General features: G+C 66.4%; 14 protein-coding genes. 3 read left to right on the forward strand and 11 right to left on the reverse strand.

Annotation, left to right across the window (positions count from 1 at the left end; genetic code table 11):
• Positions 1-30: 30 nt before the first annotated feature.
• Together AC3EF3_RS10655 and rsxB are read left to right on the forward strand one after the other, a co-directional pair.
• Positions 31-1,362, forward strand: a complete 1,332-nt coding sequence (locus AC3EF3_RS10655; protein ID WP_488532129.1) for a polyhydroxyalkanoate depolymerase — start codon at positions 31-33, stop codon at positions 1,360-1,362.
• Positions 1,363-2,013 (forward strand): electron transport complex subunit RsxB, encoded by a 651-nt coding sequence (gene rsxB / locus AC3EF3_RS10660; RefSeq protein ID WP_488532130.1) that lies wholly within the window; start codon positions 1,363-1,365, stop codon positions 2,011-2,013.
• Positions 2,014-2,186: 173 nt separating this feature from the next.
• On the opposite strand, the gene AC3EF3_RS10665 is transcribed toward rsxB, so the two are convergent.
• The 9 genes from AC3EF3_RS10665 to scpA form a co-directional block, all read right to left on the reverse strand.
• On the reverse strand, positions 2,187-2,624 hold the full coding sequence (locus AC3EF3_RS10665; RefSeq protein WP_488532131.1) for a CBS domain-containing protein: 438 nt from the start codon (positions 2,622-2,624) through the stop codon (positions 2,187-2,189).
• A 12-nt stretch (positions 2,625-2,636) separates the two neighbouring features.
• Positions 2,637-3,692 (reverse strand): 2-oxoacid:ferredoxin oxidoreductase subunit beta, encoded by a 1,056-nt coding sequence (locus AC3EF3_RS10670; protein WP_488532132.1) that lies wholly within the window; start codon positions 3,690-3,692, stop codon positions 2,637-2,639.
• 58 nt (positions 3,693-3,750) lie between these two features.
• On the reverse strand, positions 3,751-5,580 hold the full coding sequence (locus AC3EF3_RS10675) for a 2-oxoacid:acceptor oxidoreductase subunit alpha (RefSeq protein ID WP_488532133.1): 1,830 nt from the start codon (positions 5,578-5,580) through the stop codon (positions 3,751-3,753).
• Complete coding sequence (locus tag AC3EF3_RS10680) at positions 5,577-7,406, reverse strand: FAD-dependent oxidoreductase (protein ID WP_488532134.1); 1,830 nt, start codon at positions 7,404-7,406, stop codon at positions 5,577-5,579. The genes AC3EF3_RS10675 and AC3EF3_RS10680 overlap by 4 nt, the downstream gene beginning before the upstream one ends.
• 105 nt (positions 7,407-7,511) lie before the next feature.
• Positions 7,512-7,994: a VOC family protein gene (locus AC3EF3_RS10685; protein ID WP_488533769.1), complete on the reverse strand. Its 483-nt coding sequence runs from the start codon at positions 7,992-7,994 to the stop codon at positions 7,512-7,514.
• A complete protein-coding gene (locus tag AC3EF3_RS10690) occupies positions 7,994-10,042 on the reverse strand; it encodes an acetyl-CoA carboxylase biotin carboxylase subunit (RefSeq protein ID WP_488532135.1) in 2,049 nt (682 codons plus the stop codon). Before AC3EF3_RS10690 ends, AC3EF3_RS10685 begins: the two co-directional genes overlap by 1 nt.
• An 11-nt stretch (positions 10,043-10,053) precedes the next feature.
• Positions 10,054-11,586: an acyl-CoA carboxylase subunit beta gene (locus AC3EF3_RS10695; RefSeq protein WP_488532136.1), complete on the reverse strand. Its 1,533-nt coding sequence runs from the start codon at positions 11,584-11,586 to the stop codon at positions 10,054-10,056.
• 20 nt (positions 11,587-11,606) lie between these two features.
• Positions 11,607-12,587 (reverse strand): methylmalonyl Co-A mutase-associated GTPase MeaB, encoded by a 981-nt coding sequence (gene meaB, locus AC3EF3_RS10700; RefSeq protein ID WP_488532137.1) that lies wholly within the window; start codon positions 12,585-12,587, stop codon positions 11,607-11,609.
• Positions 12,584-14,743 (reverse strand): methylmalonyl-CoA mutase, encoded by a 2,160-nt coding sequence (gene scpA / locus AC3EF3_RS10705; protein ID WP_488532138.1) that lies wholly within the window; start codon positions 14,741-14,743, stop codon positions 12,584-12,586. The genes meaB and scpA overlap by 4 nt, the downstream gene beginning before the upstream one ends.
• Positions 14,744-14,820: 77 nt before the next feature.
• On the opposite strand from scpA, the gene AC3EF3_RS10710 reads away from it, so the two are divergent.
• Positions 14,821-15,456 carry a GntR family transcriptional regulator gene (locus tag AC3EF3_RS10710; RefSeq protein ID WP_488533770.1) on the forward strand — a complete coding sequence of 212 codons (636 nt, stop codon included), beginning with the start codon at positions 14,821-14,823 and terminating at the stop codon, positions 15,454-15,456.
• Between the two features lie 21 nt (positions 15,457-15,477).
• On the opposite strand, the gene AC3EF3_RS10715 is transcribed toward AC3EF3_RS10710, so the two are convergent.
• Both AC3EF3_RS10715 and AC3EF3_RS10720 read right to left on the reverse strand, forming a co-directional pair.
• Positions 15,478-15,894: a YidB family protein gene (locus tag AC3EF3_RS10715; RefSeq protein ID WP_488532139.1), complete on the reverse strand. Its 417-nt coding sequence runs from the start codon at positions 15,892-15,894 to the stop codon at positions 15,478-15,480.
• Positions 15,895-15,945: 51 nt separating this feature from the next.
• Positions 15,946-17,124 carry an acyl-CoA dehydrogenase gene (locus tag AC3EF3_RS10720; protein WP_488532140.1) on the reverse strand — a complete coding sequence of 393 codons (1,179 nt, stop codon included), beginning with the start codon at positions 17,122-17,124 and terminating at the stop codon, positions 15,946-15,948.
• Positions 17,125-17,128: the final 4 nt, after the last annotated feature.

Consider the following 17,128-nt stretch of genomic DNA (forward strand, 5'->3'; position numbering starts at 1 on the left):
ATTGCACTGCACAAGGACGGGGCCCGAATCATGCTTTACCAGATCTACGAAGCGAACCGCAACCTGATGGAGCCCTTCGCGGACTTCGCCCAGGCGGCGTCGAAGCTTTACAGCAACCCGCTCACTCCGCTCGGGCAGACCCCTTTCGCCCAGCGCCTGTCCGCCGGCTACGACCTGGTGTACCGGCTGTGGAAGGACTACGACAAGCCGGCGTTCGGCATCACGACGGTGGACGTGGATGGCGTGGACATCGCGATCCACGAGCGCGTCGAGATCGACAAAGCCTTCTGCGAGCTGCGCCGCTTCAAGCGCTTTTCGGACGATCCCGAAACGCTGGACAGGCTCAAGGCCCAGCCGGCCGTGCTGATCGTCGCGCCGCTTTCCGGCCATTACGCCACGCTGTTGCGCGACACCGTGCGCACGATGCTCAAGGACCACAAGGTCTACATCACCGACTGGAAGAACGCGCGCGATGTGCCGCTCGAAGCGGGCGAGTTCCACCTCGACGATTACGTGCACTACGTCGAGGAATTCATCCGGCACCTGCAGAACACCTACGGCAACTGCCACGTGATCAGCGTGTGCCAGCCCACGGTGCCGGTGCTTGCAGCCGTGTCCCTGATGGCGTCGCGCGGCGAAGTCACGCCGCTCACGATGACCATGATGGGCGGCCCCATCGATGCGCGCAGGTCGCCGACGGCCGTGAACAACCTGGCGATGAACAAGAGCTACGAATGGTTCGAGAACAACGTGATCTACCGCGTGCCGCCGAACTTCGCCGGCGCGGGCCGTCGCGTGTACCCGGGCTTCCTGCAGTACACCGGCTTCGTCGCGATGAACCCGGACCGGCACCTGTCCTCGCACTACGACTACTTCAAGAACCTGATCCGCGGTGACGATGCGAGCGCCGAGGCGCACCGCCAGTTCTACGACGAGTACAACGCGGTGCTGGACATGGATGCGGACTATTACCTCGACACGATCCGCATCGTCTTCCAGGAGTTCGCGCTGGTGAACGGCAGCTGGGACGTGATCAGCGAGGACGGTGAGCTCGAGCGCGTGCGGCCGGAAGACATCAAGACCACGGCGCACTTGACGGTGGAAGGCGAGCTGGACGACATCTCCGGCGCCGGCCAGACCGAGGCCGCGCACGAGCTGTGCGTCGGCGTTCCGAAGTCGCGCCAGAAGCACATCGAGGTGAAGGGCGCCGGCCACTACGGCATCTTCAGCGGCCGCCGCTGGCGCGAGATCGTGTACCCGCAGGTGCGCGACTTCATCAAGCAGTTCAACGATGGCCCGCAGGTGGGCGGCGCGCAGAAGGCGCCGGCGAAGAAATCCCGCCGCACGGCCCTCGCGGCCTGAGTGACGCCCGAAGCCCGACGCATCCACGCCGCCCTGCCCCAGACGCAGTGCACGCGCTGCGGCTACCCGGATTGCGCCGGCTACGCACAGGCGATCGCTGACGGGCAGGCGCAGATCAACCAGTGCCCGCCGGGCGGAGCGCAAGGCGTCGTACGCCTCGCGCAGCTCACGGGGCGCGAGCCGATGCCGCTGAATCCCGCCAACGGCTTCGAAGGCCCGCGCACGGTTGCGGTGATCGACGAGAACTGGTGCATCGGCTGCACGCTGTGCATCGAGGCCTGCCCGACGGACGCGATCCTCGGCACGAACAAGCGCATGCACACGGTGATCGAGCCGTACTGCACCGGCTGCGAGCTGTGCGTGCCGGTGTGCCCGGTCGATTGCATCTCGCTCGAGAACGTGACGGGCGAGCGCACGGGCTGGGCCGCATGGTCGCAGCCCCAGGCGGACGAGGCTCTGGAGCGCTATGAGTGGCGGCGGCAACGGCTTGCGCGCGAGGCGCAGGAACACGAAGAGCGGCTGCAAGCCAAGGCCCGCGAGAAGCTCGCCAATCTGCCGGAGCTCACGAAGCAGGCCGAGGGTCCGGAGCTGGACCGCAAGCGCGCCGTCATCGAAGCCGCGCTCGCTCGGGCCCGCGCGAAGCGCAGCTGACCGTCCGCTACGCCCTCGTGCTCCGGGTTGGCGGTCAACCCTGCATCGCTGGTATTCGGAGAGGGTCGATCAAGCGCCGCGCGTCACTCGCGCCAGGCGGTGCCCGGCTGGCCGATTTCTAGATGAGGACTGACGGGCACCGCCTGGTGCGAGCACCCGGGGCACAGCAACGCTCATCCGAGCGCGTCATTCAACTGCTCGTTGAATTCGGAGATCGCGAAGGCCGCGCCCAGCTCGCGCGGCAGTGCGTCGCGGATCGAGAACACGCCCAGGATGCGCGTGCCCTGCACGATGGGCAGGTGCCGGAAGCCACGCTCCAGCATGATCACCAGCGCATCCGACACGCGCATGTCGGGCGGCACGCAGGTCGGCTGCGGCGTCATCACCTCGCGTGCCGTCGCGAAGTCGGCATCCAGGCCGCGCGCCAGCACGCGGGTCATCAGGTCGCGCTCGGTGACGATGCCCAGCAGCACATCGGGCGGCTCGATCACGAGCACGCTCCCGCAGTTGGCGCGCGTCATCACGCACGCGGCCTGGCGCACCGTCGCCTGCGGCGGCACCGTCAGGACGTGCTTTTGCGGGATCGACTGGAAAACGGTGCGCTCGGCCATGATGACCTCCTTCTAGCGCAGGGACGCGTTGATCTTCTCCAGCGCCGCGGTTCCCGGGCACAGCTCGGCGGCACCCAGCCCGTTCAGCGGCTTGCTGCTCGTATTCAACGCCGTATGCAGGTCGGTCGCAAGTGGATCGACATACAGCAGTCCGGTCGCGACCTCGCCGCGGGCCTGGTGCTCCTGCATGTAGGCCATCGCCGCCGCGCGGTCGGTCGGGTCGTAGTCGGCGTGCAGGCTGCGCAGGCGCAGGATCGTGCCGTCGTGCTGGCGCACATCGACCACCTCGCCCGGTGCGTACTCGCTGACGATCTCCTCGCGGCTCGTGATGAAGTCGATCCGGCTCACCGCCTCGTTGTGCTCGCGCACGTAGTCGTAGCTCTTGGTGCTGCCCGGGTGGTTGTTGAAGGCCACGCAGGGGCTGATGACGTCGATGAACGCGGCGCCGCCGTGCGTGATCGCGCCCTTGATGAGCGGAACGAGCTGCGCCTTGTTGCCCGAGAATCCGCGGCCGACATAGGTCGCGCCGAGCTGCAGCGCGATGCCGACCAGGTCCACCGGGCTGTCGCTGTTGACCACGCCCTTCTTGCTCTTGCTGCCCTGGTCCGCCGTCGCCGAGAACTGCCCTTTGGTGAGCCCGTAGACGCCGTTGTTCTCGACGATGTAGGCCATGCGCACGCCGCGCCGCATCGCATGCGCGAACTGCCCGAGCCCGATGGACGCCGAGTCGCCGTCGCCCGAGACGCCGAGGTAAAGCAGTTCGCGGTTGGCGAGGTTCGCGCCCGTCAGCACCGACGGCATGCGGCCGTGGACGGTGTTGAACCCGTGCGAGGCGCCGAGGAAATAGTCGGGCGTCTTCGAGCTGCAGCCGATGCCCGACAGCTTGGCGACGCGGTGCGGCTCGATGTCCAGCTCCCAGCAGGCCTGGATGATCGCGGCCGAGATCGAATCGTGCCCGCAACCCGCGCACAGCGTCGAGATCTTGCCCTCGTAGTCGCGCCGGGTGTAGCCGACCTTGTTCGTCTCCAGCGTCGGGTGGCGCAGCGGCGGCTTGGCGATGTAGGTCATTGTGAAACCTCCGCACTGCGTGCTGCGGTGCTATGAGCCTTCGGAGCGGCCGTGCGGCTCATGCCACTTTCTCCACTTTGTCTTCCACCCGCGCGTGCTGCAGGATGGCCCTCGTGATGAAGCGCGCCGTGATCGGCGTGCCGTCGAAGTGCAGCACCTTCACCAGCTTCTTGGGGTCGATCTCCAGCTCGTTGACGAGCAGCGTGCGCATCTGGGCATCGCGGTTCTGCTCGACGACGAAGACAGCGTCGTGAGCGGCGATGAATTTCGCCACGCTGTCCGGGAACGGAAAGGCCCGCAGCCGCATCGCGTCCAGGTGCACGCCTTCGGACTCGAGCACCTCCAGCGCCTCGTCCATCGCCGGGCTCGTCGATCCGAAGTAGATGACGCCCAGCCGGGACGGCTCCTGCGCGACGCGGACCACGGGCTGGGGCACCAGCTTCGCCGCCGTCTTGAATTTCTTGAGCAGCCGATCGACGTTGTAGACGTAATCGGGTCCGCGCTCGGAATAGCGCGCGTACGGGTCGCGCGTGGTGCCGCGGGTGAAGTACGAGCCCTTGGTCGGGTGCGCGCCGGGCAGCGTGCGCCAGGGAATCCCGTCGCCATCCACGTCCTTGTAGCGGCCGAAATCCTTGCCGGCTTCGAGCTCCTGCGCCGTCATCACCTTGCCGCGGTCGTACTGCCGGCCCTCTTCCCACTGGAACGGCTCGCACAGCCGCTGGTTCATGCCGATATCGAGGTCGGTCATCACGAACACGGGGGTCTGCAGCCGCTCGGCCAGGTCCAGCGCCGCGGCCGCATGGTCGAAGCATTCGCGGGGGTCCTCGGGGAACAGCAGCACGTGCTTGGTGTCGCCGTGCGACGCATACGCACAGGCGAGGATATCGGCCTGCTGCGTGCGCGTGGGCATGCCGGTCGAAGGCCCGCCGCGCTGCACGTCGATGATCGTGACCGGGATCTCCGCGAAGTACGCCAGGCCGATGAACTCGGTCATCAGCGAGATGCCCGGCCCGGACGTCGCGGTGAAGGCGCGCGCGCCGTTCCAGCCGGCGCCCACCACCATGCCGATCGACGCGATCTCGTCTTCGGCCTGCACGATCGCGAACTTGTTCTGGCCCGTGGCAGGGTCCACGCGCAACTTCATGCAGTGCTTCTGGAATGCCTCGGCGCACGAGGACGACGGCGTGATCGGGTACCAGGCCGCTACCGTGGCGCCGCCGTACACGCAGCCCAGTGCCGCCGCATTGTTGCCGTCGACGAAGATGCGGTTGCCGACCTTGTCGGCACGCTTCACCCGCAGGCCGATCGGCCACTTCAGGTGCTCCTTCGCGAAATCGCGCCCGAGATGCAGCGCCTGCACGTTGGAGGCCAGCAGCTTCTCCTTGCCCTTGTACTGTTCGCCGAAGAGCTTCTCGATCACCTGCGGGTCGATCTCCAGCAGCACCGACAGCGCGCCGACATACACGATGTTCTTGAACAGCTGCCGCTGGCGCGCATCGGTGTAGACCGCGTTGCAGATCTCGGTGAGCGGCATCCCGATCACGTTGATGTCCTCGCGGAACTTCGACGGCGGCAGCGGCCGCGTGCTGTCGTAGAAGAGGTAGCCCCCCGGATCGATCTCCGCGACGTCCGCATCCCAGGTCTGCGGGTTCATCGCGACCATCATGTCGATGCCGCCGCGCCGCCCCAGCCAGCCCTGCTCGGTGACGCGCACCTCGTACCACGTGGGCAAGCCCTGGATGTTGCTGGGGAAGATATTGCGCGGGCTCACCGGCACGCCCATGCGCAGGATCGCCTTGGCGAACAGCTCGTTCGCGCTCGCCGAGCCCGAGCCGTTGACGTTCGCGAACTTGACGACGAAATCGTTGATCGCTTCGATGGGTTTCATGCCGCGACTCCCTCCTTCGCCTTGTTGCGGCCGGCGGGCCCGGCCTGCGTCGTCTTCAGCAGGAACTTCTGCATGTCCCACGCGCCGGTGGGGCAGCGCTCGGCGCAGAGCCCGCAATGCAGGCAGACGTCCTCGTCCTTCACCATCACCCGCCCGGTCTTCAGCTGGCCGGACACGTACAGGTCCTGTGCCAGGTTGAGCGCGGGCGCCTTCAGATGCTGGCGCAGTGCGGGTTCCGGATCGTCCTGCGTGAAGGTGATGCAGTCCATCGGGCAGATGTCCATGCAGGCGTCGCACTCGATGCACAGGTTGTCCGTGAACACCGTCTGCACGTCGCAATTGAGGCAGCGGTGCGCCTCCTTGAAGGCCGTCGCGGGATCGAAGCCCAGTTCCACCTCGACCTTGATGCTCGCCAGCGCCTTCTCGGCCTTGGCCCACGGCACCTTGAAGCGCGCATCGAGCGTCGGGTCGTTGTCGTAGCTCCACTCGTGGATGCCCATCTTCTGCGACACGAGGTTGGCGAAGGGCGCGGGCCGGACCGCCGGGTCCTCGCCGTTCAGCAGCCGATCGATCGAGACCGCTGCCTCATGGCCGTGCGCGACCGCCGTGATGATGTTCTTCGGCCCGAAGGCCGCGTCGCCGCCGAAAAACACGTTCGGCATGGTGGACTGGAAGGTGTCCTTGTGCAGCACCGGCAGGCCCCACTTGTCGAAGGAGACGCCGCAGTCGCGCTCTATCCAGGGGAAAGCATTCTCCTGGCCGACCGCCACCAGCACCTCGTCGCACTCGAAGAACGGATCGGGCTCGCCCGTGGGCACGAGCTTGCGGTTGCCCTTGTCGTCGTACTCGGCGCGTACGACCTCGAAGGTCATGCCCTTGAGCTTGCCGTTGTCATGCACGAACGCCTTCGGCACGTGGTAGTTGATGAACGGGATGCCCTCGTGCATCGCGTCTTCCTTCTCCCACGGCGAGGCCTTCATCTCCTCGAAGCCGCTGCGCACGATCACCTTCACGTCCTCGCCGCCGAGGCGGCGGGCGGAGCGGCAGCAGTCCATCGCCGTGTTGCCGCCGCCCAGCACGATCACGCGCTTGCCGATCTTGTCGACATGGCCGAACGACACGGACGCGAGCCACTCGATGCCGATGTGGATGTGTTTCGCCGCTTCCTTGCGGCCGGGGATGTCCAGATCGCGTCCGCGCGGCGCGCCGCAACCGACGAAGATCGCGTCGAACCCCTGCCTCATCAGAGCCTTCATCGACTCGATGCGCTGGCCGGCGACGAACTTCACCCCCATGTCGAGGATGTAGCCGGTCTCCTCCTCGATCACCGATTCGGGCAGGCGGAAGCGCGGGATCTGCGTCCACATGAAGCCGCCGGCCTTGGCCTCGCCGTCGAACACCGTGACTTCATAGCCCAACGGCGCGAGGTCACGCGCGACCGTCAGCGACGCGGGACCTGCACCCACGCAGGCGATGCGCTTGCCATTGGCCGGCGCCACCTTCGGCATGCGCGAGGCGACGTCGTCCTCATCCTTGAAGTCGGCCGTCACCCGCTTGAGGCGGCAGATCGCCACCGGCTCCGGCTTCGCGAGGTTGTGGTCCTCCACCCGCCCGCGGCGGCACGCCGGCTCGCAGGGCCGGTCGCACGTTCGCCCGAGGATGCCGGGGAAGACGTTGGACACCCAGTTGACCATGTAGGCGTCGCTGTAGCGGCCCTGCGCGATCAGGCGGATGTATTCGGGAACGGGGGTGTGGGCCGGACACGCCCATTGGCAATCGACGACCTTGTGGAAGTACGCCGGGTTAGCGTTGGCTGTGCGCTGCAAGCTTGTCTCCTCGCGCTGCGAGGCCCAAGCCGGGCATGCCGAGCCTCGCGGGCCAGTCTACGCCCGGCGCGCAAAAAGACGATGCTAGGGTTACCCCGGGACTGCTCAGCTGCCGGCCGAAGCCAGCCGGGCAAACGCCGAAACGACTTCAGGGGGCGCCTGGACCAGCTCGATCAGCACGCCTTCGCCGCCGACCGGGCTTTCCTCGCTGCCCTTGGGATGGACGAAGCAGATGTCGAAGCCCGCCGCGCCCTTGCGGATGCCGCCGGGCGCGAAGCGCACCCCCTGGGCCGCGAGCCACTCGACGGCCCTGGGCAGGTCGTCGATCCACAGGCCGATGTGGTTGAGCGGCGTCTGGTGCACCGCCGGCTTCCTGTCCGGATCGAGCGGCTGCATCAGGTCCACTTCCACCTTGAAGGGCCCCGCGCCCATCGCGCAGATGTCCTCGTCCACGTTCTCGCGTTCGCTGCGGAAGGTGCCCGTGACTTCGAGGCCGAACATGTCGACCCAGAGTTTCGCCAGGCGCTGCTTGTCGGGACCGCCAATGGCGACCTGCTGGATGCCGAGGACTTTGAAAGGCCGATCCATCATTCGAACTCCACGATCGGCTGGTCCACCACGAGGCTTTCGCCCTTGCCCGCCAGGACCTTCGCCACCACGCCATCCGCCGCGGCGAACAGCACGTTCTCCATCTTCATCGCTTCGATCACCGCGACCCGTTCGCCCGCCTGCACCTTCTGGCCGGGCTGGACGGCGATGTCGACCAACAGCCCGGGCATCGGCGACAGCACATAGCGGCTCATGTCCGCCGGCGGCTTGTGCGGCATCAGCGCGTGCAGATCGGCCGCGCGCGGCGTGAGCACCATCGCATCGAGGCGCGTTCCGTTGTGCATGATCCGCATGGCCAGCGGGTTCCTGGGCAGGCCGCGCTCGACCTGGGCCGTGAACGGCTGGCCGTTGCAGGTCCCCCGGATGCGCGCCGCACCCAGATGCCAGTTGCTACAGATTTCGTAGCGTTTGCCGCCCGTTTCGACCACGCTCGAGCCGGACACGGCCTGGAAGTCGCCGACCTTCACCGGTTGACGAGCGTACCCGCCTTGGCCGTCGAGCATCACCGCGACGAAATCCTCGCCGACCTTGTACTCGTGGCCGCGCATCTGCCCGCTGATGCCGGCCGCGCGTTGCAGCGCGCGCCGGTTCACGTAGGCCGCGACCGCAACGAGGAAGTTGCGATCGGCATGCGGCACGTCCTCCGGGTGAAAGCCCTTGCCGTAATGCTCCGCGATGAAGCCGGTGTTGAAGTCGCCGGCCACGAACTTCGGGTGCGCGAGCAGCGCGGCCTGGAACGGGATGTTGCTCGAGATGCCGCGGATCACGAATCCGTTGAGCGCCTCGCGCATCTTCGCGATCGCGTCGTTGCGATCCGTGCCGTGCACGATCAGCTTGGCGATCATCGAGTCGTAGAACATCGGGATCTCGCCGCCCTCCTGCACGCCGGTGTCCACGCGCACCCCGTCGAGGTGCTCCGTGTCCGAGGCCCACATCGATTCCTTCGGCGCCTGGAAGCGCACGAGCCGGCCCGTGGACGGCAGGAAATTGCGGAACGGATCTTCCGCATTGATGCGGCATTCGATCGCCCAGCCGTTGCGCTTCACATCAGCCTGCGCGATCGGCAGCTTCTCTCCGGCCGCAACGCGAATCATCAACTCGACGAGGTCGAGCCCGGTGATGCATTCCGTCACCGGGTGCTCCACCTGCAGGCGCGTGTTCATCTCGAGGAAGTAGAACGACTGGTCCTTGCCGACCACGAACTCCACCGTGCCCGCCGACTGGTACTTCACCGCCCTCGCGAGCGCCACGGCCTGCTCGCCCATGGCCTTGCGCGTCTCGTCGCTGATGAAGGGCGAAGGTGCTTCCTCGATCACCTTCTGGTGCCGACGCTGGATCGAGCACTCGCGCTCGTTCAGGTAGATCACGTTGCCGTGGGCGTCGCCCAGCACCTGGATCTCGATGTGGCGCGGCTCCTCGACGAACTTCTCGATGAAGACGCGGTCATCGCCGAAGCTGTTGCGCGCCTCGTTGCGGCAGGAGTCGAAGCCTTCGCGGGCTTCCTTGTCGTTGAAGGCCACGCGCAGGCCCTTGCCGCCGCCGCCGGCCGACGCCTTGATCATCACCGGGTACCCGACGTCACGGGCGATCTTCACCGCCTGTTCGGCCGATTCGATCGCGTCGTTCCAGCCCGGAATGGTATTGACGCGGGCTTCCTTCGCCAGCTTCTTGGAAGCGATCTTGTCGCCCATCGCCGCGATCGAGTAGTGCTTCGGGCCGATGAAGACGATGCCTTCTTCCTCGACCTTCTTCGCGAACTCCTCGTTTTCCGAGAGGAAACCGTAGCCCGGGTGCACCGCCTGCGCGCCGGTGCGCTTGCACGCCTCGATGATCTTGTCCATCCGCAGATACGACTCGCGGCTGGGCGCGGCGCCGATGTGCACGGCTTCGTCGGCCAGCTCGACGTGGCGCGCGTCCTTGTCGGCTTCGGAATGGACGGCCACCGTCTTGATGCCCATCTTCTTCGCCGTCTTGATCACGCGGCAGGCGATTTCGCCGCGGTTGGCGATGAGGATCTTGTCGAACATGGTGGGTCCTCTTACAGGGGAATGTTCCCGTGCTTGCGCCACGGGTTCTCGAGCTTCTTGTCGCGCAGCATCACGAGCGAGCGGCAGATGCGCTTGCGTGTTTCGTGCGGCAGGATCACGTCGTCGATGAAGCCGCGCGCGCCGGCGACGAAGGGATTGGCGAAGCGCGCCTTGTATTCGGCCTCGCGCGCCGCGAGCTTGGCCGGGTCGCCCTTGTCCTCGCGGAAGATGATCTCCACCGCGCCTTTCGCACCCATCACCGCGATCTCCGCGTTCGGCCACGCGAAGTTCACGTCGCCGCGCAGGTGCTTGGAGCTCATCACGTCGTAGGCGCCGCCGTAGGCCTTGCGCGTGATCACGGTGACCTTGGGCACCGTGCATTCGGCATACGCGTAGAGCAGCTTCGCGCCGTGCTTGATGATGCCGCCGTATTCCTGGCTGGTGCCCGGCATGAAACCCGGCACGTCGACGAACGTGATCACCGGGATGTTGAAGGCGTCGCAGAAGCGCACGAAGCGAGCCGCCTTGATCGAGCTCTTGATGTCCAGGCAGCCGGCCAGCACCAGCGGCTGGTTGGCGACGATGCCCACCGTCTGGCCCTCCATGCGCCCGAAGCCGACGATGATGTTCTTCGCGTAATCGGGCTGCAGTTCGAAGAAATCGCCGTCGTCCACCGTCTTCGCGATCAGCTCCTTCATGTCGTAGGGCTTGTTCGGGTTGTCGGGCACCAGCGTGTCGAGCGACATGTCCATGCGGTCGGCCGGATCGTTGCTCGGGCGGATCGGCGGCTTCTCGCGGTTGTTCAGGGGCAGGTAGTTGTACAGGCGGCGCAGCATCAGCAGCGCCTCGACGTCGTTCTCGAACGCGAGGTCGGCGACACCGCTGCGCGTCGTGTGCGAGATCGCGCCGCCCAGCTCCTCGGCCGTGACCTCCTCGTGCGTCACCGTCTTCACCACTTCCGGGCCGGTGACGAACATGTAGCTCGAGTCCTTCACCATGAAGATGAAGTCGGTCATCGCCGGCGAGTACACGGCGCCGCCCGCACACGGGCCCATGATCATGCTGATCTGCGGGATCACCCCCGAGGCCATCACGTTGCGCTGGAACACGTCGGCGTAACCGCCGAGCGATGCGACGCCCTCCTGGATGCGCGCGCCGCCGGAGTCGTTCAGGCCGATGACCGGCGCGCCGATCTTCATGGCCTGGTCCATCACCTTGCAGATCTTCTCGGCATGCGCTTCCGACAGCGCGCCGCCGAACACCGTGAAGTCCTGGCTGAAGACGAACACCAGCCGGCCGTTGATCATCCCGTAGCCGGTCACCACGCCATCGCCGGGAATCTTGTTCTCGGCCATGCCGAAGTCCACCGAGCGGTGCTCGACGAACATGTCCCATTCCTCGAACGTGCCTTCGTCCAGCAGCAGCTCCAGCCGCTCGCGAGCGGTGAGCTTGCCCTTCTTGTGCTGGGCTTCGATGCGTTTCACGCCGCCGCCCAGGCGGGCGGCCTCGCGCTTCTTCTCCAGTTGCTCGAGGATGTCGTGCATGAGTCTCTCCGGGTCCTTCGTTATTGGTTTCGCCACACGTCCAGCAGCTGGCGCGCGGCCGCGGAGGCCGGCACACGCCCGGCCTCGACGTCGCTCGTGAGTTGCGGCAGCAGCGAGCGCACGGCCCGCTGCTCACGGAAATCGTGCTTCAGGCCCGCGTCGATCCGTTCCCACATCCATGCAAGCGCCTGGTGCTGGCGGCGCGCCGCGAGCTGGCCGCTGGCCGTGCGCGCCTCGCGGAACTGCGTCACGGCCTGCCAGAAACGGTCCAGCCCGTCGCCTTTCAACGCACTGAGCTGGATGACTTGCGGCGACCACTCGCGCGCGCGGCCCTGCTGCGTGAAGATGCGCATCGCGCTCGTGACCTGGGCCTGCGCGCGCGTGGCCGCATCGGCGTCGATGTCCGCCTTGTTGATGACGACCAGGTCCGCCAGCTCCATCACGCCCTTCTTGATCGCCTGCAGGTCGTCTCCCGCATTGGGCAGCTGCATCAGCACGAACATGTCGGTCATGCCCGCGACCGCCGTTTCGCTCTGGCCCACGCCCACCGTCTCGACGATGACGATGTCGTAGCCGGCGGCCTCGCACACCAGCATCGCCTCGCGCGTCTTCTCCGCCACGCCACCCAGCGTGCCGCTGGAGGGACTGGGGCGGATGTAGGCGTTCTCGTTGACCGAGAGATGCTCCATGCGCGTCTTGTCGCCGAGGATCGAACCGCCCGAGACGCTCGAAGAAGGATCAACCGCCAGGACTGCGACGCGATGGCCTTTGCCGATCAGGTACAGGCCCAGCGCCTCGATGAAGGTGCTCTTGCCCACCCCCGGCACGCCGCTGATGCCGAGGCGGAACGATTTGCCGCTCGCCGGAAGGAGTCGGGTCAGCAGCTCGTCGCCCTGGGTGCGATGGTCGGCGCGCGTGGATTCGAGCAGCGTGATGGCCTTCGCGATGGCCCGGCGCTGGGCAGCACCCGGCCCCGCGAGGATCTGCTCGGCGAGGCTCACGCTTTCTGCACTTTCCGGATCTGCTCGAGCACGTCCTTCGCGCTCGCGGGGATCGGCGTGCCGGGTCCGTAAATGCCCTTCACACCCGCTTCGTAGAGGAAGTCGTAATCCTGCTGCGGGATCACGCCGCCGACGAAGACGACGATGTCATCCGCGCCCTGCTTCTTCAGCTCGTCGATGATCGCCGGCACCAGGGTCTTGTGGCCCGCGGCCAGCGTGGAGACACCCACCGCATGCACGTCGTTCTCGATCGCCTGGCGCGCGCATTCCTCCGGCGTCTGGAACAGCGGGCCCATGTCGACGTCGAAACCGAGGTCCGCGAAGGCCGTGGCGACGACCTTCGCGCCACGGTCATGCCCGTCCTGCCCGAGCTTGGCGATCATCACGCGGGGACGGCGGCCCTGCTCGCGCGCGAAGCCCTCGATTTCGTTCTTCAGTTTGTCCCAGCCCTCGGCCGAGTCGTAGGCAGCTGCATACACGCCGGTCACCTTTTGCGTATCGGCGCGATGGCGCCCGAAGACCTTCTCCAATGCGTCGGACACTTCGCCGACCGTCGCACGCAGGCGGATCGCCTGGATGCTGAGGTCCAGCAGGTTGCCTTCGCCCGATTCCGCGCATTTGGTCAACGCGGCGAGGGCGGCCTGCACCTTCGCGGCATCGCGCGTCGCGCGGATCTTCTGCAGGCGCGCCACCTGCTGCTCGCGCACCTTGTTGTTGTCGACCTCGAGGATGTCGTGCACATCTTCCTTCTCGAGCCTGTACTTGTTGACGCCGACGATCACGTCCTTGCCCGAATCGATGCGCGCCTGTTTCTCGGCGGCGGCGGCTTCGATCTTCAATTTCGCCCAACCGGAATCGACGGCGCGGGTCATGCCTCCCATCGCGTCGACCTCCTCGATGATGGCACTGGCCGCGTCGGCCATCTCCTGCGTCAGCCTCTCCATCATGTAGCTGCCCCCCCAGGGATCGATCACGTTCGTGATGTGCGATTCCTCCTGGATGATGAGCTGCGTGTTGCGGGCGATGCGCGAGGAGAACTCGGTGGGCAGCGCGATGGCTTCATCGAACGAGTTGGTGTGCAGCGACTGCGTGCCGCCGAACACCGCCGCCATCGCCTCGATGGTCGTGCGCACGATGTTGTTGTACGGGTCCTGCTCGGTGAGCGACCAGCCCGAGGTCTGGCAGTGCGTGCGCAGCATCAGGCTCTTGGGGTTCTTCGCGCCGAAGCCCTTCATGATCCGGCACCACAAGAGGCGCGCCGCGCGCATCTTGGCGATCTCCAGATAGAAGTTCATCCCGATCGCCCAGAAGAACGACAGGCGCCCCGCGAAATCGTCGACGTCCAGGCCCTTGGCCATCGCGGTCTTGACGTACTCCTTGCCGTCGGCGAGCGTGAAGGCGAGTTCCAGCGCCTGGTTCGCGCCCGCCTCCTGCATGTGGTAGCCGGAGATCGAGATCGAGTTGAACTTCGGCATGTTCTTCGCCGTGTACTCGATGATGTCGCCGACGATCCGCATCGAGGGCTGCGGCGGGTAGATGTACGTGTTGCGGACCATGAACTCCTTGAGGATGTCGTTCTGGATGGTCCCCGAGAGCTTGTCCTGCGCAACGCCCTGCTCTTCCGCCGCGACCACGTAGCCCGCGAGGATCGGCAGCACGGCGCCGTTCATGGTCATCGACACCGAGACCTTGTCGAGCGGGATGCCGTCGAACAGGATCTTCATGTCCTCGACCGAGTCGATCGCCACGCCCGCCTTGCCGACGTCGCCCTTCACGCGCGGATGGTCGCTGTCGTAGCCGCGATGCGTGGCGAGGTCGAACGCCACCGACACGCCTTGCCCGCCGCCGGCGAGCCCCTTCCGATAGAACGCGTTCGACTCCTCGGCCGTCGAGAAGCCCGCGTACTGGCGGATGGTCCACGGGCGCGCCGCGTACATCGTCGCCTGCGGACCGCGCACGAAGGGCTCGAAGCCGGGCAAGGTGTTCGCGTAGGGCAGGCCCTGGGTGTCCTCGCTCGTGTAGAGCGGCTTCACGGCGATGCCGTCCGGCGTGGGCCAGTCGAGCGCGGCGACGTTGCCGCCAGGCGCGGACCTGGCCGCGGCTTTGCGCCACGCATCGAGGTCGGCGGCAGCGAATTCGGGGCTGGGCTGGTTCATGGTTGCATCATACCGCATTCATAATTATTGATAAAGAATGCGAAGGTCCGTAGAATCGCGCCATGGCTTCTGCTGTCATGTCCCCGGTCACCCTGGCGCCGCGCGCCCTCTACGAGGAGGTCGCGGAGCAATTGCGCCAGCGCATCTTCCGGCGCGAACTGGAGCCGGGCAGCTGGATCGACGAGGTGAAGATCGCCCAGGAGTTCGGCATCAGCCGCACGCCGCTGCGCGAGGCGCTGAAGGTGCTGGCGGCCGAAGGGCTGGTGACGATGAAGGTGCGACGCGGTGCCTACGTCACCGAAGTCTCGGAAACGGACCTGGCCGACGTGTACCACCTGCTTTCGCTGCTGGAGAGCGATGCCGCGGGCGTGGTGGCGCACAAGGCCACCGACGAGCAGGTGAAGGAGCTGCAGCAGCTTCAGAAGGAGCTGGAAGCCGCGCAGAACAATCGCGACAGGTTCTTCGCGATCAACGAGCGCTTCCACATGCGGCTGCTGGAGCTCGCCGGCAATCGCTGGCGCGACCAGATGGTGGCCGACCTGCGCAAGGTGATGAAGCTCAATCGCCACAATTCCCTGCTCAAGGCCGGCCGGGTCAAGGAATCGATGCTCGAACACCGCGCGATCATGGAGGCGATCGCGCAGCGCGATTCACGCGCCGCGATGAAGCGGATGCAGGAGCATTTCAGGAACGGATTGAAGGCCGCGGCGTAGCGCGGTCCACCCGCGTCTCGCTCAGGTCGCGCGGCCGGTCAGCGCGCCCAGCAGGCCGCCGAGGCTGCCCGTGTCGGGCAACTGGCCGTTCGGCGTGAGCTTGTCCACCACCTGCGGCAGCATCTGCGCAAGCTGGCCGGACACCATGTTCGGATCCAGGCCCAGCTTCTGCGCGATCTCCTGCAGCTGCCCGTTGCCGAGTACCGAGGCGATTTGGTCGCCCGATACCGGCAGGTTCTGGCCGGTGCCGACCCAGGACGAAACGGCGTCGCCGAGCCCGCCGGCCTGGAATTTCTCGACCAGCCCCGCGAGGCCGCCCGTCTGCGGGTTGTTCACAAGGCCGATCACGACATCCATCAGGCCGCCATGCTGGCCTCCACCCTGCCCTTGTTGCAGCGCGCTGACCAGTTGGCCGCCGAGCGAATCCAGAAGTCCCATGGTGCACTCCAGTGTTGAGTGCCGAAAAGGCTACCACGGCGACAAGACAAATCAAAACGCCGAAATCCCCGTCTGCGCCCTTCCGAGAATGAGCGCGTGCACGTCGTGCGTGCCCTCGTAGGTGTTCACCACTTCGAGGTTCACCAGGTGGCGCGCCACGCCGAATTCGTCGCTGATGCCGTTGCCTCCGAGCATGTCGCGCGCGGTGCGGGCGATGTCCAACGCCTTGCCACAGGAATTGCGTTTCATGATGGACGTGATTTCCACCGACGCCGTGCCCTCGTCCTTCATGCGCCCGAGGCGCAGGCACCCTTGCAGGCCGAGCGTGATCTCGGTCTGCATGTCGGCGAGTTTCTTCTGGACCAGCTGGTTCGCCGCCAGCGGCTTGCCGAACTGCTTGCGATCGAGCACGTATTGGCGGGCGCGATGCCAGCAGTCCTCCGCAGCCCCCAGCGCGCCCCAGGCAATGCCGTAGCGCGCGGAGTTCAGGCACGTGAAGGGGCCCTTGAGTCCCCGCACTTCGGGGAAAGCGTTCTCCTCGGGGCAGAACACGTCGTCCATCACGATCTCGCCGGTGATCGAGGTGCGCAGGCCCACCTTGCCGTGGATCTTCGGTGTCGTCAGGCCCTTCCAGCCCTTCTCCAGCACGAAGCCGCGGATGGAACCCTCGTCGTCCTTGGCCCAGACCACGAAGACATCGGCGATCGGCGAGTTGGTGATCCACATCTTCGATCCGGTCAGCTTGTAGCCGCCGTCCGCCCTGCGCGCCCTCGTGATCATGCTGCCGGGATCCGACCCATGGTTCGGTTCGGTCAGGCCGAAGCAGCCGATCCACTCGCCGGTCGCCAGCTTCGGCAGGTACTTCTGCCTGGTCGCCTCGTTGCCGAATTCGAAGATCGGCACCATCACGAGCGACGACTGCACGCTCATCATGGAGCGGTAGCCCGAATCGATGCGCTCGACCTCGCGCGCGACCAGGCCGTAGCACACGTAGTTCAGGCCCGCGCCGCCGTACTGCTCGGGGATGGTCGGGCCGAGCAGGCCCAGCGCGCCCATCTCACGGAAGATCGCCGGGTCGGTCGTTTCGTTGCGGAAGGACTCGAGCACGCGTGGCGCGAGCTTCTCCTGGCAATAGGCATGCGCGGCGTCGCGCACGGCGCGTTCGTCGTCGGTGATCTGCGCATCCAGCAGCAGCGGGTCGGCCCAATTGAAGGCGGCTTTGGCAGCCATGATG

It is taken from the genome of Ramlibacter sp. GS1-15, assembly GCF_057785015.1.